Annotated in this window: 18 protein-coding genes; 9 read left to right on the top strand and 9 right to left on the bottom strand. The window is 49.4% G+C overall.

Annotated features, from left to right (window positions below):
- The first annotated feature begins 8 nt into the window (after positions 1-8).
- Positions 9-1,388 carry a SusD/RagB family nutrient-binding outer membrane lipoprotein gene (locus tag ACYVEA_RS01530; protein ID WP_461111537.1) on the top strand — a complete coding sequence of 460 codons (1,380 nt, stop codon included), beginning with the start codon at positions 9-11 and terminating at the stop codon, positions 1,386-1,388.
- A 73-nt stretch (positions 1,389-1,461) separates the two neighbouring features.
- On the opposite strand, the gene ACYVEA_RS01535 is transcribed toward ACYVEA_RS01530, so the two are convergent.
- A complete protein-coding gene (locus ACYVEA_RS01535; RefSeq protein WP_461111538.1) occupies positions 1,462-2,961 on the bottom strand; it encodes a glycoside hydrolase family 130 protein in 1,500 nt (499 codons plus the stop codon).
- 166 nt (positions 2,962-3,127) lie between these two features.
- A complete protein-coding gene (locus tag ACYVEA_RS01540) occupies positions 3,128-5,500 on the bottom strand; it encodes a glycosyltransferase family 4 protein (RefSeq protein ID WP_461111539.1) in 2,373 nt (790 codons plus the stop codon).
- 252 nt (positions 5,501-5,752) lie between these two features.
- Between ACYVEA_RS01540 and ACYVEA_RS01545 the strand changes: the two genes are divergently transcribed.
- The 4 genes from ACYVEA_RS01545 (at position 5,753) to ACYVEA_RS01560 (ending at position 10,199) form a co-directional block, all read left to right on the top strand.
- Positions 5,753-7,492 (top strand): FAD-binding protein, encoded by a 1,740-nt coding sequence (locus ACYVEA_RS01545; protein ID WP_461111540.1) that lies wholly within the window; start codon positions 5,753-5,755, stop codon positions 7,490-7,492.
- 16 nt (positions 7,493-7,508) lie between these two features.
- The gene (locus ACYVEA_RS01550; RefSeq protein WP_461111541.1) at positions 7,509-8,369 is read left to right on the top strand and encodes a methyltransferase domain-containing protein; all 861 of its coding nucleotides are present in this window, start codon (positions 7,509-7,511) and stop codon (positions 8,367-8,369) included.
- Positions 8,370-8,378: 9 nt separating this feature from the next.
- Positions 8,379-9,485 carry a hypothetical protein gene (locus ACYVEA_RS01555; RefSeq protein ID WP_461111542.1) on the top strand — a complete coding sequence of 369 codons (1,107 nt, stop codon included), beginning with the start codon at positions 8,379-8,381 and terminating at the stop codon, positions 9,483-9,485.
- A 168-nt stretch (positions 9,486-9,653) separates the two neighbouring features.
- Positions 9,654-10,199, top strand: coding sequence for a DUF4136 domain-containing protein (locus ACYVEA_RS01560; protein WP_461111543.1), 546 nt, complete (start codon positions 9,654-9,656; stop codon positions 10,197-10,199).
- Between the two features lie 92 nt (positions 10,200-10,291).
- On the opposite strand, the gene ACYVEA_RS01565 is transcribed toward ACYVEA_RS01560, so the two are convergent.
- From ACYVEA_RS01565 to ACYVEA_RS01575, 3 genes are read right to left on the bottom strand one after another with little or no spacing between them, the layout of a single operon-like run.
- Positions 10,292-10,666: a response regulator gene (locus ACYVEA_RS01565; RefSeq protein WP_461111544.1), complete on the bottom strand. Its 375-nt coding sequence runs from the start codon at positions 10,664-10,666 to the stop codon at positions 10,292-10,294.
- Between the two features lie 55 nt (positions 10,667-10,721).
- Positions 10,722-11,768 carry a sensor histidine kinase gene (locus tag ACYVEA_RS01570; protein WP_461111545.1) on the bottom strand — a complete coding sequence of 349 codons (1,047 nt, stop codon included), beginning with the start codon at positions 11,766-11,768 and terminating at the stop codon, positions 10,722-10,724.
- Positions 11,765-12,904, bottom strand: a complete 1,140-nt coding sequence (locus tag ACYVEA_RS01575) for an FIST signal transduction protein (protein WP_461111547.1) — start codon at positions 12,902-12,904, stop codon at positions 11,765-11,767. The genes ACYVEA_RS01570 and ACYVEA_RS01575 overlap by 4 nt, the downstream gene beginning before the upstream one ends.
- Before the next feature lie 646 nt (positions 12,905-13,550).
- On the opposite strand from ACYVEA_RS01575, the gene ACYVEA_RS01580 reads away from it, so the two are divergent.
- The gene (locus tag ACYVEA_RS01580) at positions 13,551-13,877 is read left to right on the top strand and encodes a hypothetical protein (protein ID WP_461111548.1); all 327 of its coding nucleotides are present in this window, start codon (positions 13,551-13,553) and stop codon (positions 13,875-13,877) included.
- A 222-nt stretch (positions 13,878-14,099) separates the two neighbouring features.
- Here ACYVEA_RS01580 and ACYVEA_RS01585 read toward each other — a convergent pair whose 3' ends face one another.
- Entirely contained in the window at positions 14,100-14,324 is a 225-nt protein-coding gene (locus ACYVEA_RS01585; RefSeq protein ID WP_461111549.1) for a hypothetical protein, read from the bottom strand.
- A gap of 140 nt (positions 14,325-14,464) precedes the next feature.
- Between ACYVEA_RS01585 and ACYVEA_RS01590 the strand changes: the two genes are divergently transcribed.
- The 3 genes from ACYVEA_RS01590 to ACYVEA_RS01600 all read left to right on the top strand — a co-directional run bounded on the left by ACYVEA_RS01590 (position 14,465) and on the right by ACYVEA_RS01600 (position 18,014).
- Entirely contained in the window at positions 14,465-14,791 is a 327-nt protein-coding gene (locus tag ACYVEA_RS01590; RefSeq protein ID WP_461111550.1) for a PadR family transcriptional regulator, read from the top strand.
- 3 nt (positions 14,792-14,794) lie between these two features.
- Positions 14,795-17,545, top strand: a complete 2,751-nt coding sequence (locus ACYVEA_RS01595; RefSeq protein ID WP_461111552.1) for an ABC transporter permease — start codon at positions 14,795-14,797, stop codon at positions 17,543-17,545.
- Between the two features lie 103 nt (positions 17,546-17,648).
- Entirely contained in the window at positions 17,649-18,014 is a 366-nt protein-coding gene (locus ACYVEA_RS01600) for a hypothetical protein (protein ID WP_461111553.1), read from the top strand.
- A 148-nt stretch (positions 18,015-18,162) separates the two neighbouring features.
- On the opposite strand, the gene ACYVEA_RS01605 is transcribed toward ACYVEA_RS01600, so the two are convergent.
- The 3 genes from ACYVEA_RS01605 to ACYVEA_RS01615 all read right to left on the bottom strand — a co-directional run bounded on the left by ACYVEA_RS01605 (position 18,163) and on the right by ACYVEA_RS01615 (position 20,831).
- Entirely contained in the window at positions 18,163-18,477 is a 315-nt protein-coding gene (locus tag ACYVEA_RS01605; RefSeq protein ID WP_461111554.1) for a hypothetical protein, read from the bottom strand.
- Positions 18,478-18,901: 424 nt separating this feature from the next.
- Positions 18,902-19,684 carry a hypothetical protein gene (locus tag ACYVEA_RS01610; protein WP_461111555.1) on the bottom strand — a complete coding sequence of 261 codons (783 nt, stop codon included), beginning with the start codon at positions 19,682-19,684 and terminating at the stop codon, positions 18,902-18,904.
- Between the two features lie 268 nt (positions 19,685-19,952).
- The gene (locus ACYVEA_RS01615) at positions 19,953-20,831 is read right to left on the bottom strand and encodes a hypothetical protein (RefSeq protein ID WP_461111556.1); all 879 of its coding nucleotides are present in this window, start codon (positions 20,829-20,831) and stop codon (positions 19,953-19,955) included.
- Positions 20,832-20,854: the final 23 nt, after the last annotated feature.

Consider the following 20,854-nt stretch of genomic DNA (forward strand, 5'->3'; position numbering starts at 1 on the left):
TTTCAGTTATGAAGAAGATACTAGTAGCAGTTCTGGGACTAACCTTTCTGACCAGTTCCTGCAAAAACCAGTTTGACGAATACGGAGTAAACCCCAATTCACCAGAAATAGCCTCGGCAGCTACGCTGCTGGCAGGCGCAGAATTAGCTACGTTTGCGACGTATGGTGGTCAGCTTGGACGCATCAGCGCCGTACTGGCTCAACAGGCGGCTGGCAATCAGTTTCAGTACCAGACTTTTGGTCAATACGTGATTACTGAAGCAGATATCACCAACGAATGGGCAACCATTTATAACGGTACGCTTATCAACGCGAACACGCTGCTAGACAAATACAGCGCGGGGAACCCTTATTATTCAGGTATGACGAAGGTGCTACAGGCGCTTAACTTTGGTATCGCTACTGATTTCTGGGGTGACGTACCGTTTACGGAAGCCGCTAAAGCATTGCAGAGCAATAATTTTCAGCCTAAATACGACAAGCAGGAAGATGTTATAAAAGGCATTCAAACGCTGCTGGATGGAGCCATCGCCGATTTAAGTCAGGCTCAGGCAGCTAACACATTTGTGCCTGCCGAAGATGATATCATTTTCAAGGGCGACGTAAAAGCCTGGATCAATGCGGCCTATATTATAAAGGCTCGTTATGCCAACCGGCTGAGTCAGGTCGATCCAACCGGTAGTGCGACCCAGGCGTTGGCAGCCCTGAGCAAAGTGACGGCCGATCAACCCGACATGAACGCCATTTTTTATGACGTAGCTGGAAACTACAACCAGTGGTATGATTTTACTTCGATTCGGGCGGGTTATATCAAAATGGGTAAGTACTTCGTCGACTATTTAAAAACAACCAATGACCCACGCCTGCCCTTATATGTAGCGAAGGATGAAGACGGTCAGTATACGGGGTTGGCTCCTGAAGAGTCCGATAACACGGCTGCTTCTGATCCGGGACCGGGTGTTGCCTCACCCGATTCGCCCACGCCCCTGGCTACGTATTCGGAAGCGAAGTTTATCGAAGCTGAAGCCCAATTGCGTTTAGGCAAAGCAGCTGACGCTGCCACGGCGTTCAATGCAGCGGTTGCAGCCTCTGTGAAACGGACAACGGGCTCCGACATTTCAGCGGCTTTCCAGAAAGCGGTGGCCAGCGAAACAGCCGCAACCATTACGCTCGAAAAAATCATCAATCAGAAATACATATCGCTCTTTACATCGCCAGAAGGCTATAACGATTGGCGTCGGACAGGTTTTCCAGCGATAAAGGCTAACCAGCAGTCTGCTAAAAAAGCGATTCCATTACGTCTGCCAACGTCGCAGGACGAGCGTAACTACAACAAAAATGCAACCGTTGTCGGCGACATTTACCAACCCGTTTGGTGGGATAAGTGAGCCAGAAGGTAGTCAACAGAAACAGCCAGCCAATTTTCATTAGCTGGCTGTTTCTGTTACTCCTGTTGTCTATTTATTTCACCGTCACGGCTTCCTGAACTGGTACGTCTTCTGTTTTGGTTTGCCCTGTCAGCTCGGCGAGGAGTTCGGCTACATTTACAGTGGCGAAACTGCTGGCGTAATCGGCCATTGCATATGGAATTATCAATTCGTTACCGTTAATGAGTCCACCGCAGCTGTACACTACGTTTGGTACGTAGCCTTCGCGTTCATTCTCGTCCGGACTTAGAATGGGTTCTGTTGTACGGCCAATTACTTTGCTGGGGTCGTTGAGATCGAGCAGGAACGCGCCAATGGCATATTTGCGCATAGGCCCGACACCGTGGCTCAGCACCAGCCAACCCGCTTCGGTTTCTATGGGTGATCCGCAGTTGCCCAACTGCACATATTCCCAGTGATACGTAGGTTTTAGCAGCAGCTCTTTCATTTGCCAGAAATACAGATCATCCGAATACATCAGGTAGATGTTCTCGCCATCCTGCCGCGAAATCATAGCATATTTTCCATTGATTTTACGGGGAAACAGCGCCATACCTTTGTTGGACACCTCGGCACCATTCAGCGTACTGACGTTGAAATTAGTAAAGTCCTTGGTTTCCAGCAGTTGCGGAAACGTTACCCGACCGTTATAGGCCGTATACGTAGCATAGAAGGTTATTTCACCGTTATCGTCGGTAAACTGAACGAAACGAGCGTCTTCGATGCCATTGGTTTCATTGGGCGACGTTGGGAAAATACAGCGCTCGTCCAGGCTCTGATCGTCTTCAAAATGAATTTCGTAGTTCGACTTCGCCAGGGCCAGCAACCCACTGGCAATCGTTTCGTACTCGGCATTATAGCGGTACTGCGCCAGCACTCGCTTGATCTGTGCTTCAAGTTCGGGAAGGCTGAATTCGTCTTCAAGACCGGTCATCATTTTCTCCTGAATGCTGTTTTCCAGGCGTAACTCATAAAGTTTACGAAGAAACTGAGCGCGGTTGAACCGATGGTTAGGGACTATTTCGGGCGATGTTACGTAGCGCGACGGCTTGCGGAGGATAATTTTTCCGGCCTCGTCAATGTACCCCATCCGGAATGAGATCGACGAAACATGGCCTTCGCCGGTTGCCCGCAAACTCAAAATGAAGCGTTTATAACCAGGTGGTACGTTCGTCTGATCGGGATGCCAGATCATTGAGGGGTTGAATAGCGCGGCCGATTCCAGGGAATACTCCATCGTAAAATACGCCCCCAGTAGCAGTTTACGCTCCGTTGTCAGGGGTTCATCCGTTAACAAATGGGTTTTCACCTGCTCAAAGCGCTGTAGCAGAAAGCGTTCGAGTTTATAATGACGACCACCAAATTCACGAATGACTTCATCTAGTTTTTGGGCCGCTTCTTCGTCGGTCATGCCGCCCACCCGCGCAATGATTTTTAGAGTGCGGGTTGTACTTCCCAGTTCAAAAGCCCGGAATAGAACACGAGTCGGGTCAGGCCGAAGAACGATGCCGGTGCGAATGGCTTTAATACTCATCGATTAAGTACGGTCTTTAGTAGAACACAAAATAGAACGAAGAAGACGCCGAAAACAAGATTGTAAGCTGAATATTCAGCACAATTTGTTTTCGGCGTCTTCTTTAAAAGGTAGTTAATACGTATCAGATATAGTCAGGTTTTGGCGTAACCAGACGGAACTCTACTTAGCCATTCATCAATACGGGCATTCCCACGTTCACCGACTTGGTGTCGGTACGTCGCTTCTGGGTCGTGTACAACTCAGCCAGGGCCAGCAGGTACGACAAGGTAGACTCAGCACCCTGATTCTGGTTGACCCGATCAATGTGAAGGCCATCGCGGCAACCGCCCGTTTGCTCATCATAGAGTGGCAAGCCGAGGTCATTGAGCCCCGTAAACCATTTAAATACCCGAATAGCGGTCCGGTGCCATTCATCGTCGCCCGTTATCTCGAAAGCGGCCAGGCAAGCCGACATCGTACTTTGAGCTTCAAGCGGTTGTTGGTCGAAATAAGCGCGAGGCTGGCCTTTGGTATAAAACCCATCTGATCCAATAGGCTGAAAATGTCCCTGGCTGGTACGTCGGGTCGATTCAGCCGGATTGCTCCGATCGGCAGTTTGCAGTTTCACGAGCCATTTTAGGGCGTTTAACCCGATATCGATCAACCGTTTATCGCCCGAACGTAACAATACATGCGCCAGTACGGCATTGTCGTAAGACAATGTATTCTCGAACCACGGCCAGTCTTCGGTGGCCGTTTCGGTATACCGGAACATCAGTTTGTCGAGCAGCTGCCGCTGAATGGTTTTGGCTAGGCGATCGTCGTTGAATTTTTTCTGGTACTCATAGATACCCAGCAGCGAGAACGCCCAGGCACGGGGCGACGTCATCGACACTACGGTGGGAATGACGCGTTCCAGCAGATTCATGGCCCAGGTGACGGCATTGCGATCGGAGGAACGACCAATGACCGTACCGAGCGCCCAGATCGTACGTCCCGTGCTATCATCTGAACCAATATCTTCCAGCCAGCGACGGTCGTAACTCATAAAGTTGCGGAACCGGTGGTAATCGTCGGTGTAAGCGTGATTGATGAACGCACAATAATTATCGGCGGCCTGCGCCAGCTTGCGATCCCCCAGGCCCGTTTCCTGAAGAATCTGGGTCAGAATCAACGCTCGGGCGTTATCGTCGGTGCAGTACCCTTCTTCGTAAAAAGGAAGGTGATGCCGGGCATGCTGCACGATGCCGGTCGAATCGGTCAGCCGGAACAGGTGATCAAGGCGAATCGTGGGCAACTTGAACGCCGAACTGCTGTGGGCGCCCATCATGTAGACCGCCTGACTATTCACCGTATTCATACGTTCCTGACGAGCCTGCGCAAACGAATTGGCATACGACTGAATAACGTGTTCCCAAGTCATCTCACGACCCATCATGTAGGCCTTCTTGCGCATGGCATGCCGCATCGACTCATCGGTAAACAAATTGATAACCTGCTCAGCGATAGCATCCGAATCGCCAAAAGGAACCAGAATCCCCCGGTTCTCGGCGAGGAGTTCTTCGGCGTGCCAGTAAGGCGTCGATATTACCGCTTTCCCACAGCCAAAGGCGTAGGATAAGGTACCCGATGTGATCTGGGCCGGATTTAAATAAGGTGTAATGTATACGTCGGCCGAGCCAAGGTACTCGCGCAGATCGTCCAGTTCCACAAATTGATTGTAGAATCGGATGTGATCGCGAACGCCACAGTCAGCCGCCAGTTTTTTCAGGCTGTCCCGATAGGCTTCACCTTCATTTTTTATCAGGTTGGGGTGCGTGGCCCCCAGCACCATATATACTACGTTGGGGCACTGCTCCACAATACGGGGCAGCGCTCTGATTACGTTTTCAATGCCTTTGTTGGGCGACAATAACCCAAACGTCAGTAACGTTTGTTTGCCTTCCATGCCGAATTTATCCTTGTAGAAATGGGGATCAACAAAGGGCATGTCGGGAATACCGTGCGGAATCAGATCGATTTTATCTTCGGAAACGTCGTAGATGTTCATCAGGAAATTCCGACCTTTCTCCGACATACAAACCACGCGGGAAGAAAGATCGGCAATGCTTTTCAGAACCAGCAATTGCTCTTTGTTGGGATCTTTCAGAATCGTGTGAAAGGTCGTTACAACGGGCATGGTCAGGTTACGCAACAGTGTCAGAATATGACTGCCGGCCTGTCCACCGTAGATGCCATATTCGTGTTGCAGACACACAACATCGACATCTTTTGAATTTAAAAACTCAGCCGCTTTCCGGTAAGCGTCCTGATCATGCTGGTAGAAATCATACCGAACTTCGCTCGGATAATCGTAGCCTTCCAGCGTATCATTGACCGATACGACCAATGCATTGGAAGCGGGGATGAAGGAATTGTAAGATTTATAAAGGTCAGCCGTGAACGTAGCAATTCCGCACTGACGGGGCAGGTAATCGCCAATAAAGGCAACATTCTTGGGGTTACGCGCCCACATAGCAGAATCCGGCGTTCCGGTACGGTTTATAGGAGTTGTCATAATAGTTTAGCTATGGCTGTACATATACTATACACGTGTAATCGACTTTTCCTCCCTTTTGTTTTGGCAAACCGGGCGTTTTAATAACGCAAAGGATGATTAATGTGTATTTACGAACTATTGTCCAATAAAACCACTGTTTTACCCTATACCGGTTCTGAGTAGACAGGTCGCTCACCTTACGTACCTTTTACTAACAAGTGCGTCTTAATCAGCTACTAAAACAGGCACTCGCGTATATTTGTTGAGTCTATGCGCTTAAAAGATAAACTTCCTCTCAGTTACCTTCTTTTCACTAGCCGGGGCCGTATCCAGCGCTCCACGTACTGGATTGTGTCGACCTTTATCTGGAGCACTTTCTACGTATTACATACCGTCCTGCACGATTTTGTTGGCATATGGGCGACGTATTTTCTCTACCCCCTTCTGGTTGGTTCCTTGTTGGCGACCGCCACTAAACGACTGCATGACGCCAACCGATCGGGCTACTGGCTGCTTGCCGTGCTGATTCCGGTGCTGGGGCCGATCTGGTTGTTTTATCAAGTAGGGTTCAAAAAAGGCACCGCGGCAATAAACACCTTCGGCACCGTGCCGGACCAGGCTGCCGACTACTTCAAAAACGATACCGGCCAGCTAATTCCAAATCTCAACACCAAAGAACGTATCATCAACGACGTAACGCAGTTGAACCCGGTTGTAGTAGCCGAGGTGTTTCGACCTTTGTCGGTCGATGAGTTGCAGGAGCGGATACGTAGCACAACGGGTCCTATTTCGGTAGGGGGTGGCCGGTTCAGCATGGGTGGGCAAACGGCTAGTCCGCAGAGCCTGCACATAGATATGCGGAGCTTAAATCAAGTGCTTGATTTCTCGAAAGACGACCGTACCATCAGCGTTCAGGCGGGCATTCGGTGGTGCGATATTCAGCGATTTATTGACCCCCACGACCTGAGTATCAAGATCATGCAGACCTACGCTAACTTCACGGTGGGTGGTGCATTAAGCGTAAACTGCCATGGTCGATACATGGGGCACGGCCCCCTCATTCTGGCGGTGCGATCTATTGCCGTTGTTTTGGCTAATGGGTCACTTGTTCGGGCTAGCCGGACCGAAAATGCGGAGGTATTTTTTGGAGCCATCGGCGGCTACAATGGCATCGGTATTATCGTATCGGTCGACCTCGACCTCGAAGAAAATCTGGCCGTTCGGCGGGAGCATTATACACTCAAGCGCCCCTACTACCGCACTTATTTTACCAATACTATCCGCGATAATCCCGAAGCAGTTTTTCACAACGGTGACATGTATCCACCATCGTTTACAAACATGCGGGCCGTTACGTGGGTTAAGACAACGGAGAAACCAACGGTTAAAACCCGGCTGATGCCGTTGCGCGAATCCTACCCGCTGGAGCGGTATTTTCTGTGGGCATTCACAGAAACGTTCTTTGGCAACTGGCGTCGGGAGCACATAGTCGATCCGCTTCTTTACCTAAGCAAACCGATCCACTGGCGAAACTACGAAGCAGGTTACGACGTGGCCGAACTCGAACCCCGCTCCCGCACGAAGCGCACCTATGTATTGCAGGAATACTTCGTACCCGTGCGACACTTCGACGAGTTTGCCGGGAAGATGAGCGAGATTTTTAATCGGTATCATGTCAATGTCATCAACGTATCCATTCGCCACGCCCTCCCCGACTCGGGTTCGTATCTGGCCTGGGCGCGCGAAGAAGTATTTGCCTTTGTGGTGTATTATAAACAACGAACCCACGAAATCGCTAAAAATGAAGTAGCGATCTGGACCCGCGAATTGATCGACGCGGCCGTGTCGGTTGGTGGAGCCTACTACCTCCCCTATCAGGCCCATGCTACGTCGGAGCAGTTTCACCAGGCGTATCCAAATGCCGGAAAGCTGTTCGCGCTCAAGAAAAAACTAGATCCCACTTTCAGGTTTCACAACGTGTTCTGGGATACGTATTACGAACGGTTATAACCTAACCCTTACTCTTATGACTACTGCAACTTCTGAATTTCGGACTGTGTTCAACCAGACGAAATCACGCGATGCCTTTTACCGCTTTCTTCAGGTCGTTTTTCACCTGTATCCCGAAAATAAATTTCATCACCTGATTGGGGAAGTGACGGAAGCGGAAACGTCGGATGAGACCATTTATAAAACTATACAGAACCGCCTGCCGAGTATCAAACCGTTTCTGTCGGAATTAACCTACGCCCTGCCCGCGCTCAAAACGCAGAAAAAAGAAATGACCCGGCAGATGCTGGAACTCTTACCGGCTGGCGTGACAATAAACGGCTATGTTGAAATCGGATCGCCGGGACGGTATATCAGCGACTTGCGGAAACACCTGTCCATCAGCGAGCCCATCTACCTGATCAACGACGTAGCGCCCACCTACAGCCCTGCCGATATTATGGAACGGGGCCAGTTGACCAAAATCGGTACGTTCGTGGAATCGCACGATTTTGAGCCCATTAGCCCTGACGTTATCCCCAGCGAGAGCGTCGATCTGGTTACGTGCCTAATCGGGTTGCACCACACCCGGCCCGAACAACTGACGCCTTTTGTGGCCTCTATCCGCCGAATTCTACGACCAGGCGGCTGGTTTATTCTGCGTGATCACGACGTAAAAACCGATGACATGGCCACGTTCGTATCGCTCGTGCACACGGTCTTTAACCTGGGTCTGAACATCGATTGGGAAACGGACCAGAAGGATTACAAGGACTTTAAGCCCATCGCAGAATGGAGCAAGATCGTTACGAACGTTGGGTTTACAGATGCAGGCAAACGGCTTCTTCAGGCCAATGACCCGTCTGACAATACGATGGTGCTGTTCACGAAAAAATAAGTTTCTCTTATGCTCCGACTTCCTGTTTTAACGGTCCTGATGGTGCTGATTGCCAGCTTCATCTTTCTCCGGAAAGGACGCCACTCACTGACGATTCCGGCTGGAGACGGCTGCGTAGTCCCGAAGGCCTGGCTAGTCAGCAACCCACACCCGGTAACACCGGCGGAACACATTCGCCCTGCCGATCAGACGTTTCTGACGTACCCCGAATGGTTTCTGGTGCATAGCCCGGCCGAAATAGCCGATTATGCGCACCTAAAAACGACCACTACGTTCCCGTACGTAAGCCACATAAAACAGCTCTGGCAGAGCTATGGCGTTGTCTATGACCAGATAAAAGGCAGCTTTCCGTTCAATACCGGTTACCACATCATGATCTGGGTCATTGGTGTAAGTACGACGGTGGAGTACGCGATGAAGTCCCTCTACGAGACGATTGTCGGGCGGCTGACCAACCCGACCAACGGAGAAGTTGTGACCGATGAAGACAAATTCAATGCCCGGTTTGCGCAGGATTATGTGGACTTCATCCGGGTATCACCCTGGTACGAATTTGACTTTACATCCCGAATTCCCAAACTGCTCGCTGGTACGTCATTCTTCGGACCTCATTTTCTGCGTAAGTGTGACCGTAAGTACATGTTGCTGACAGAGTTGCTGGTTAAAGCGGGCTATGGGTACCTGATCAAGCTCGGCACCAAAGCATCCTACGACGAAGCGTTACCAACAACCGCCGTTATCATTGACCGGCTGCCCACTGCCGTAACGACGGACCGCCCCGGCTCGGTGCTTCCCGTTAAAACGTATACGGATGGATCGGCTTTGCTGCTGCTGCCGCGTTACGAAGCCTTTCACCCGGCGGTATCGGCGTTGGCGCAGCAGGGCGTTACGTTTCGCGAAATTGCGGGCAATAACTCGGCCATTCTGCTAACCGTCTTAGCCCCAGCCACCTGGCAACCGACCTCCCCCGATTTCAAGCTGGTATTTACGCAACCTATCCTGACGAAACCCGGTCTAAAACGCGTCGCGCTGGTAACCCAGGTGAAATGGTTAGACAAGACCATTCGATTCGTGAACGAGCAGGGGGTAAAAATTGAGCACGTGTATGATTATTGACTTTTTGACCGGATTAAACAGGCTTTTCTGGCTATAACAAGCCTGTTTAATCCGGTCAAACAACAGGCACATATTAGGTTTAACTACCTTTTAATTAACCGACTTGACAAGCGTTCGTTATTGATACCAATCAGGTGTAACACCTAAATAGATTTAATAACAACGCATATGAACCGGTTATTTTTCGTTGCCACTTTTGCACTGGCAACCAGCCTGACACAGGCACAAACGATTACTGTAGATAGCGAACTCAGACCTAATATTGACTTTAGCCACTATAAATCCTATGTCTGGGCTTCGCAACTGGATAACAAACTCGATCCTGCAAACGGCCTGATCTTAAAAAAACAGCTTCAGGATGCCGTTGGCTATGCCCTGGACGGCCGGGGGTATACGTTGGTTCCTCAGTCGCCCGATCTGCTTGTCAATTTTCAGGTGTTTGACAAACCAACCACTATAAAAGGATACGTAGGCGCCGACGCTACGTATGTCACCCCAGGCGAAGGGCCCGGAATGAACAGCGACAAGGATATCAGCGTAAACGCAGGAACCATTCTTGTCAACCTTGTTGATACCAAGACCGATCAGGTGGTCTGGCAGGGGCTGGCTTCGGGTCTGACTTCCTCCGACGGATTCGATCGTCAGAAAGGCAGGGTCCGTGAAGCGGTTAACCTGATCTTCAATAAATATCCGTATCGGGCCGACAAATTCTAATTGATCTATTGACCCAAGAAAGCGCGTCCAGTCCGAGACTGACGCGCTTTCTCATTTTATGAAATTGATGCGAACAACGTCTGATCATACCGCTACAGAACACGGTTAATTTTTAGCTTCAGGGCTGCAAAATCGATTGGTTTCGTTAAGTAATCATGGGCCCCCAGGGCCAGTGCCTGTTCCCGGGACTGCTCATCATTATAGGCCGTAATCATCATCACGGCGGGCTGTACCCTGTCAACGTGGGTACGGATTTGTTTTAATAGATCAAAACCCGTCATACCCGGCATGTTTATATCAGACAGAATCAGCACCACTTCAGAATGATGGTCGGCTAAATAAGCCAGCGCTTCCTCGCCAGAATAGCAAAAAGCCAGCGAGTACTCACCCGCCCGCACTTCCCGCCGGAACCGCAGTTCAAACAGCGCCTGCACATCCTGCTCATCATCCACTACGAGTATATTCATGTTATCAAACGTCCATTACCGGCGTTGCATTAAAAGATGAAAGGTGTATACGCAATTAAATCTGGAGATTGATAATGAATTCGGTACCTTCTCCTTTCTGCGTTTTCACCATCAACGTTCCCCCTTGCGCACTGATGATGTCGTGACTTAAGGACAAGCCAAGACCCGTTCCCTGCCCGGCAGGTTTTGTAGTAAAAAAAGGCTGAAAGATTTTTTCTTTTACCTCATCGGGTATGCCCGTCCCGTTATCGCGCACCCGGATTTCAGTGGTCGTTTTCAAGCGCCGGGTAGTCACCGTTACGGTGGGAGGATAGCCCTGGCTGGCCGTTTTCTGCTTTTCCCGAACCGCGTAAAAGGCATTATTAAATAAGTTTAGCAATACACGGCCCATATCCTGCGGCACTACGTCTACCAAACCAATGGCGGGATCAAAATCAGTGATTAGCTGGGCATTAAACTCCTTGTTTTTTGCTCGTAACCCATGATACGCCAGTCGTAAATATTCATCTGATAACGCATTAAGATCGGTAGGCTGGCGTTCGCCGGTGCTGGTACGGGCATGTTCCAGCATACCCCGAACGATCGAATCGGCCCGCTTGCCATGGTAATTGATCTTTTTCATACTCTGCGAAAGATCCTTTAGCAACGCATCGGTATTCGCCCGGTCGTTGGCCGTTTCGGGCTGGCTGAGGGCTTCTCTTAACTCGTCGACCAGTTCGATACAGACCTCCGAAAAATTATTGACGAAATTGAGTGGATTCTGGATTTCGTGGGCAATACCGGCCGTCAGTTCGCCCAAAGCGGCCATTTTTTCCGTCAGAACGAGCTGAGACTGGGTAGACTGCAGATTCTGGATAGCTTCTGTCAAGGCCGTATTGGCCTGCGCCAGCACGGTCGATTTCTGCTGAAGTTCGTCAATGGTCTCTTCCAGAATAACCGATACGGTTCGGCTCTCTTTATTAAATCGACTCAATTTGAACTCTGCCAGAGACAGCGTTTTATCTACCTCCCGAACGGCATTGGAAATAGTGGCATAGTCGGATTCGTCCATTGAGGGCTTACTGTCAATGAGATCGAGGATGGTCTGAAGATGCGTGTTCATTGGGTAACTTCTTTTAATACGACCAGCGAGCAGGTGTTGTTATGAAAATCGTGATGGCTTGTCAAGGCTTTACCAATTTCGCCGTAGCAGAAAAATCCAACTAACGGACTATTCCACACGTTTTTAACGTGGTCGATTTCTTCACTGACCAGGGGGCCCAACGACATATGCCGGGCAAAACAGGAGAACATAATGAGTGCATCGGCTTCGGGCTGGGTTTCTTTAATCTGCTTGCAGTCGGCTACTACCTGGCCGATGATATCGAAGTCGGGCGGAAGCGAAAACCGGATTTTTGATCCCTGTGGCAACGAACCCGCGCAAACAATTGATCGATCGGCTTTATTGGCAAATAAGGGTGCCCGCAGCACCGACGGCGCATCGTCACGTAGTAACTGCATCGGGAATTCTGACGCCACACTGATGATTTCATTCGATCCGGAAAGCTCCTTGGGCGTTCCGGTATACTTAATGATGACATCCAGAGCAGGCTCATCGTCAATGGTATAGATAACGTTTCCTTCGCTACGGGTAATCGTCCGAACTGTACCGACGGGTTTCCAGCCGCTGGTAGCTAGCCCGGACACCTGCACATGCTCACCGTCCAGAATAAGAGCAACCAGACCATTATCGCTTTTGAACTGATTGCTGAATACATAGGTAGCCTTCATCGTGAAATCATCACCCGCCAGGCCCCCAAAAATAGCGCCGTTGACACCCAGCACATCGTCAAGACCTTCGACAATGGTTTCGCCATCGGTGCTCAAACCGCCCGAAGCCACCACAAATACGGGCTTGTCAAATGTGTCCTGGCCAGTTCGGGCAATATGCTGCGCAATATCGCGCGTTGTGCGCTCACCCGTGTGCACACATTCCAGCCGAAAATAAGCGGGATTCATATCCATAAGCAGCACAACGGCTGATCCGTCGCCAAGATCACCGTCGATAAATTCACCCGCTGTTGTCGCACCAAAAACGGCAATTCCCTGCGCATCGAGAAGTTTATTAATAGCCTCGAAATCCTGCCTGATGGATATAAACGCGACAGCCAGCGTTGGCTTAAACCCGTCGGCCATGCTTTCCTGAAGATGCGTGGCGATGGCTGCGGGCGATTTTCCTTTAATTGATTTGGCTTTCATGACAGAGGGCTTAAGGCAAAGAGGTGTATTGTTAATAAGGTAGCATCGACTACGACTTATTGCTTACCAAACATACTAAATTGGTCTACAATAGGCAGAAAAATGCCGCGAGCGACGAAAGAAAAGGAGCAAACTACAGGCTTTTGGGTGTCTACTTGTAAAGTGCTAATCTGGTATTGACTATGCTCATCAGAAAATGGATGTTTCAACTTTCGGAAGTATCGTTTTTTAGTCAATTGTTACTACGTTTATACCATAGGCCCTCGCCGTTAGCTTGAGCAGTACAGGTGATGGATATAGACCAGGCATTTGCCTGGCTAATGGAACGATAGTCGTCGTAGAATGTATACCGTTACCTCACTTTACAGGCAACAAATAGTTAATGATTGACGAATTCCCTAGTCTACCAGTTCACGAAACAAACTAGTTGACTAGTTGCACGATTGAAAAAAGATGTGGAGATTTCTCGCAAGATTTCGCCCTGCCATCAGCAGCCATTCGACAGGTGGATTTACCTCTGGGTAAGTTAACGGGAGAGTACCGTATTGCGCTGGCTATCCGGGGCGATTTCGTAGCGCAGTTTGTTACAGGTATATACGCACTTTTCAGGCTATTATATACAACTCAATTTTTAACTTCTTTAACTATGCTTACAAAATCGATTGTAGAGGCTATTGAAGATCAGGATTGGGTAATTAACGAATGGAAAGTAAAATTCCTGCTCTCCGAACGGTATTTGCATCAGGTAAAAAAACTATCCCGGGTCGACAATTGGTATGAAGATCCGATTGTAACCTCAACCGTGATGGATAGACTCAGCGTTTGCTTTTCTAGCCTACAGGCGTATCATAAAACATTTGGCACCCTGCCCCAAATTGGTGATCGTCTGTTCAACGAGGATTCGGGATTGATCATCCAGTCCCGTTCCATTGACGGCGACCTTAAGACCCTCACCTTCACGCTCAATACTTAGCTGCGTAGAAAATTCCATTCTTTTTGCCATAAGCAGAGGCAACCTCTATAGCATCCCATGCCTTAAGGCTAAAACGAAATGGAGCTTTCATGCGTCTGCGGTATAGTCCTGGGCGTTTTAATTATAAAATGAAAGTAGACCCAGTGAAATCAGTACAAATAAACCCGTTTAAAACAACAAAATCGGCCAGTTCTTAGAACTGGCCGCGTTAAAATTATATATCTAACTATCCCTGGTAACCGGCACGTTGAAGGTACCTTCTGTTAAAGCACGCTTGCTGTTAGCGTTTGCATCGTAGGCCGTGAAGCTAAAGGTGCCAGTTAGGCTGGTGGTAGTTTTTCTGGTAATGGTAACGGTCCCACTGCTACCGTTGATCGTTTTGCGGTCCGCACCATAAATAGCATAATAGCCGTTCGTGCCCGGCGAGAATAAAACACTCTCGTACACTACCGGACAACGCCTGTACGTTTTCGGACATGCCTTGGCGCACACTTACGCCCCAATAGCGCCTTAGAGCCATTTTTCAGGTTTGGCACTTGATTTGTTTAGCAAATAGCAATGAAATAAGCGGTCGTTGACGAGCGATTATGGGCAGATCATACTTAGGTGAATTTGAGGAACTGGTTTTACTCGCTGTAGCCGTACTGACCGACGGAGCATATGGCGTGGCGGTAGCGGCTGAATTAAAGCAACGGACCAGCCGCACCATTAGCCTTAGTGGGGTGCATATTGCCCTGTATCGCCTGGAAGAGAAAGGGTTTGTACACTCCGAACTGGGCGGTGCTACCTCGGCCAGAGGGGGTCGCCGAAAGCGGCTGTTTACTATTACTGCACTGGGCAGACAAACGTTGAGCGAGCTGCGGGAGGTACGTAACGAACTTTGGAATTCCATTCCTAATCCGTCCATGTCGTAACCTATGGCTAATCAATCCACTCCCCCAGCCTGGGCCGACCGCTTGCTGCGATGGCTGTGTCCGCCCTACCTGGTCGAAGAATTACTGGGCGATCTGCATGAACAGTTTGCTGATCAGGTGAGGGAAATCGGTGAGCAGCAAGCCCGGCAACGCTACGTAGTGGAAGTCATTAAATTCATTCGGCCCTACTTCCTTTCCCGACAGGCCGCCTATTTCATCAATAACACAAATGATACACTAAAAACGGAGAATCAACTTCATCAATCGATGGTACGTCCGCTTCGGAAAGCTACCTACGGCAATTCTCCCCGACCCTTTTTACTCCATCCCTCTATGCTACGTAATTATCTTAAAATTGCCTTTCGGAATCTGTGGAAAAGCAAAGGCTATGCAGCCATCAATGTAGTTGGCCTTTCGGTGGCTTTTTTTGTCAGTGTGTTCTTGTTTCTGACGGCTTATTTTCAACTGTCGTACGATTCCTTTCATGCCGATGGCGACCGCATTTTTCAGACCTATCTCTTCTCGAATGATCCCGAAAAGGCTAGTCGCTCCAGCGGCATGCCGCTACCGCTTACGCCAGCCATAAAAGCTGATTTTCCGGAAGTAGAAGCCGTCTCCAGGCTCATGAATGGAAGCAATGTGGTGACCTATAAGGGAAAATCACTCGATAAGCAGGTCATGCTGACTGATCCAGATTTCCTGAAGATTTTTTCGTTTCCAATGCTTAAAGGCAACCGGAACACGGCGCTGAACGATCGAAGCAACATCGTCGTCAGCGAGAACATGGCGAAGGCCATATTTGGCACCGAAGACCCTATTGGCAAACGTGTGCAGCTAGGCCTGGATGAGAACCGGAAGGAATACGTCATTACGGGCGTATTGGGCAATTTTCCCGACAATTCCTCTATTCAGTACGATGCCTTTATTCAAATTGCCAATGCTGGAAATTATCAGAGCGATAAGGACAAATGGGATGCCATGTCGCACAAAGTTTATTTAAAGTTATCACCCCAGGTCGATCAGGCTACGTTTGAGAATCGGTTAAAACCCTTCGCCAAAAAATACTTTGCTGAGAATGTTGACGGCCTTAAAAAGAAAGGCGCCAAACCCGACGAACGAGGGGATCTGTTTGCGATCAGGCTACAAAAATTAGCGAATGTCCACTTCGATACGGAGATATCTGGCCGATCGGGAACGCCGGTTGCGCTTGTCTACGCGCTATGCGGCATTGCCTCATTTATTTTGTTGATCGCCTGCATAAACTTCATCAACCTGAGCATTGCCCGTTCTTTCAGCAGGGCCAAAGAAGTGGGCGTCCGGAAGTCGCTCGGTGCACTTAAAAATCAGTTATTTGTCCAGATCTGGGGCGAGGCCGCCATCATCTGCTTCGTTGGATTTGTCGTCGGGATGGCGCTGGCCTACCTGCTTCTGCCCACCTTCAACACAACGTTCCAGGGAAAACTTACCCTCGACTATATCCTTCAGCCCGACAAGCTGGCGATCATACTGGGCCTGTTTGCGCTCGTCACACTGGTGGCGGGCGGGTATCCGGCCTGGCAAATGGCGAAATTCAACGCGGTGGAAGTCCTGAAAGGAAAGGTCACGATAAAAAGTCCGGGACTGCTTCGCAATTCGCTCATTGTTACACAATTTACGCTATCCAGTTTACTGATCTGCTGCACGATCATAGCTCTTCAGCAGGTGGATTACATGCGTAAACAGCCGCTGGGTTTTCAGAAAGAACAGATCATCAGCATTCCGGTTGGCAACAAGGTAAATGGACAGCAGGCACTTAAACGGATGAGAAATCTGCTGGCCAGCGATCCCACGGTTGTCGCCATAACCGGCAGTGGTGTAAACCTGGGCCTCGGTAAGGATCGCAGTACGTCGAGGTCCATTATGGGCTTTACCTATAAAGAGAGAGAGGTCTCGACTGATTGGCTACACATTGACTATGACTACCTGAAAACCCTCAATATCAAGCTATTGGCCGGACGAGAATTTAATCCGGCTTATCCGTCGGACACGTCAGGCCGGGTGGTTATTACGGAAAGTATGGCCAAAATGATCGGCGAAAAAGATCCGGTTGGCAAGTTTTTCCAGACCGATACGGCGGGCGTCAAGTACCAGATCATTGGTATGGTGCCTGATTTCCACCTGTATTCCACTACGAATGAGAAAAAACCGATTACGATGTTTCTCTCCATGAGTGACAACATCAATTACATTTTTGTCCGGGTGGTACCCCAAAGTCTGGCGGGCTCGATGGATAAGCTGAAAGGGGTCTGGAAAGAGGTCGCTCCGCAATCGGAGTTTACCGGCTCCTTTGTGGATGAAAACACCGATGCCTGGTATAAAAGCGAGGAACGGCTGTCAAAGATTTTCAGCATGGCTTCGGGCATCGCGATTCTGCTCTCCTGCCTGGGTCTGTTTGCCGTTGCCCTGATGGTCATTGAACAACGCACCAAAGAGATCGGCGTTCGCAAAGTGCTGGGAGCCAGCATCCCAAGCATTGTTGTAATCCTCTCGCAGGATTTTGTGAAACTGGTTGTTCTGGCCATCGCCCTGGCTACACCCTTAGCCTGGTTCTTTATGCAAAAATGGTTGGATGGCTACGCTTACCGTATCGAAATCAGCGCCTGGATATTTATTCTGGTTGGTCTTGCCGCCATCCTGATTGCCCTCGCTACGGTCAGTTTCCACAGTATCAAAGCAGCCCTGATGAATCCTGTTAAATCACTACGTTCTGAATAGCAACGGCATTGGGCAGAGGGCGGTCCGTCGTTACGCGGTCCGTCGTTACGGTAAAGCACCCGATGCCAAACCCTCTGCCCAATGCCCTTACCCCTATATACTCATGAAATACCTGCTAATCTGCCTGCTTCTGAGCACGGGCCTGGTCCTAATGACCGCAAACGCAAAGGCGTCGAACCTGAAAACGCGTATCTCCGACGATAACCGAACGCTCTCGATTCAAATCGACGGGTACAAAAACGGAAAGACGATCCATTATAACCAACGGTTTAACGTAGCGGGTATGAACGCGCTGCAAAAAACAATACTCAAATATCGTGCGTTCAACTCGGCTGGCGTAACCATCCCCTTTGGTGAAATTTCGTGGTTATTTTTTGTAGCCTTAGGCTTAACGGCGGTCGTTCTTACAGGATTAATTGTGTGGTATCAGATTAGAAAAGGAGTATTTGTGAAATCGGTAAGTCCCTGAAAGTTTGTCCGGGGTAGTGATGGGCTGACAATGATTTAACTTTTAGATTGATGGTATTTGACTGGTGGATACAGAGGTTTATCAGGCTGGCGGTTGTAGCGGTAGGGACCAGTCTTCGAATAACCCACAGCTCTGGCGGGCACTCAGTTCATCTTTCTACTGATTTCCTATTTCTCACCGTAGTCATCCACGTTCCTGTTGTTTGGCGGTTCAGCGATTTATCAATCGTATGCTCATCGCTTGCCGCATCGGCAATAGCCGTATCTGTAGTCGGCCGGGCGTTGTGATTGGTTTCCTTCATAGACTGACTAATCAACCGTAAATACTGTTGAAACGGCAATGTTTCAGGGGCAACCGGCGCCAACTCCTGACGCGAGCGGGCATAGTTCTGCTGAGCCGTTACCAGCCTGGCGCCTATTATGAACAAAACAAACATTGTCAGGTAAGTAACCAGTTTTTTCATAGCTAACCTTATTTTTCAAGTGCAAGATGTATTTGACGAATTAGAGATACATCAGGCACGTTGAACAGATCAAACCTACCGAATCCATACGTTTTCCAAAGCAAGATTGAATAGCTGGTGCCATTCGGTTGAGAAGTGGTAGATTTTGGTTTATAACCGGATTTCGACGACTGACGCGTGCCGCTATACGAAAGGACTTTCAGGCAGGTAACTGCTACATGTCAGTATGGATTCAGCCATTCGTTGCAACGAAAAAACTGTAAGCCGTAAAGTCGCTACCACAGCCTTTAGCGCTGTACATACTAAAGCCTGGAAGGATTAGTACCGGTTAAACATTGCCCGGTTGGTTCGGATGGTAAATCGGTCGGGTAACTGGTTTGGCGGAAGGTCAGCAACGTAGTAAACACGAACAGCTTCGAAAACTTTATGGGTTCGGAATCGGGTTTCCCCGAAAATCGGAGCTGACAATATTCTTAAACTGACTAAGATCTTCTTTTGATGTCAACTGATTGTTTTGCACAAACAACCAGCGAACGTTCGGACAACCACGTAACGTTTTCAAGTCAGTAATCTGATTATCTGCTACATCAAGTCGGTCCAGTTTGGTGGATTGCAAACCACTCATATCCGACAGGCCGCAATTCCTCAGGTACAGATCGCCCAGCTCAGGTAGTTTCGACAGCAGAGCCAGGTTCGGAGTCGGACGATGTGACAAATTGAGCGCCGTTATGTGCCCTTTTTGCACACAAATCTCAAAGCCTTTTAGAGGGTTGGTATCGTTTGCAATGGTCCAGTGTTCGGTAAAAACGGCGTCCTGCAAACCCATTCCTGCTTCCTGCGTCAGTTGCAGAAGAACGGCTTTTTCAGCCGGGTCAAGCGTCGTGAAGTCATGGTCGTATTGCCCCCGTGTCGCTTTCCCCCGCCCCAGTTCCATAGTCAGGACTGTCGCATAAATTCCCAGGCCGACTACGCAAAGTCCCAGCGACGCAATAGCACTGATTCTGTGTTCACCAAATCCTTTGATCGCCCACCAGGTAGCCAGGAGGTACAACAATCCGCAGCCAAAAAACAACGAAATAGCTAACCAATCCGGTAGTTTCTTCATGAACGAATTCGGGTCGGTCAGCCCAACAGTGAAGGCATACCCCAAAAATCCGGTAACCGCAAGCGAGATCAATAAACTACGAATGGCCATGCTTATAGACATCTGATTTGGTACGTTTTACGGCTGACCAGCCCTCGATAAGTAAAGCCAGACTGCACAAGCGGCTGCGATAGCAGCTAACTCTAACTACCAGCCAATAGCGCCGACTCTTAATGATGGCTGGGTTTCCGGCAGTTGGGGTGCTATATGGGTAGCCACAAAAAGTACCCCCATCCACCAGACTGAACGCACTGGCTGATGGGGGTTATGATGTTTTCGATGTCTGTTTTCGTTCAGCGATAGACCGGGAGACATCCTGGCAGTAAGTGGCTTAGTAGTAGAACTTTCTCAACTGCGACACGAAGGCCTTCCCCTGATTTAACGTCGGGTCTTCGGTATATTCAAGCTGCTGGCTCATACGCCCCTGATCATCATATTGATTTCGGTATGAAAAGGTATATGTCCGTACGCCGTCGGCAAACGAGTAATCAAGAATTGTCTGTTTGTTCAGCGCATTGCGGCTGGCTTCGCCCAGAAAGGTAAGCTGAGCCAGCGGAGCGTAATGGGCATTATCATAATCAAAGTTCGTAACCTTTTCCAGCTTACCTGACGCTACGTTGTACTGCTCGATTTTGGTGACATTGCCCCCATCAACCGTAATCACCTGCCGCGAACCCTGGGTGGTTATCCCCGCCAGAATTCCCTCGGCCGAGTAGGTTCGCAACGTATCGACATTGATATACAAATAACCCGTTTTGGTATGTGTCAGGACCCGGCGCTGTGTGTCGTCGAGTGGGTACGTATAGGTTCGTTGCGTTCCTCCTTCAGCCTCCGTCATACGGCCGTTGGTATACGAATAACTGTTCCTGAGCGTATCACCGCCGTACTCCTGCCCCTCGTCGGTCTGAGCGATCTGCTTTAATTTATAGCTGATCAACCGTTGCTGATCATCATATTGAAACAGCCGGGTATCTTTGGCCACAAACTGGGTTTCCTTCCCGTCAACCGTTACTACGTCCAGCGCTTTCCGACTGGCAGGATAAGGCGAAAACTCTGGGTAAAAGATTTCCAGCCGAGCAACTCGCTGCGTAGGACTACCTGTTGCAGGTTGGGCTGAACTCCCTGTCCAGGCTGTCAAAAGAGCACAAAAGCAAACCGTCGCAACAACCCGATTCATTAGCCTGTTCTTGCTCAATATATAGTCGTTCATTCGATCGTAGTAGTCTTGTATGA

The sequence above is a fragment of the Spirosoma jeollabukense genome, from assembly GCF_054777855.1.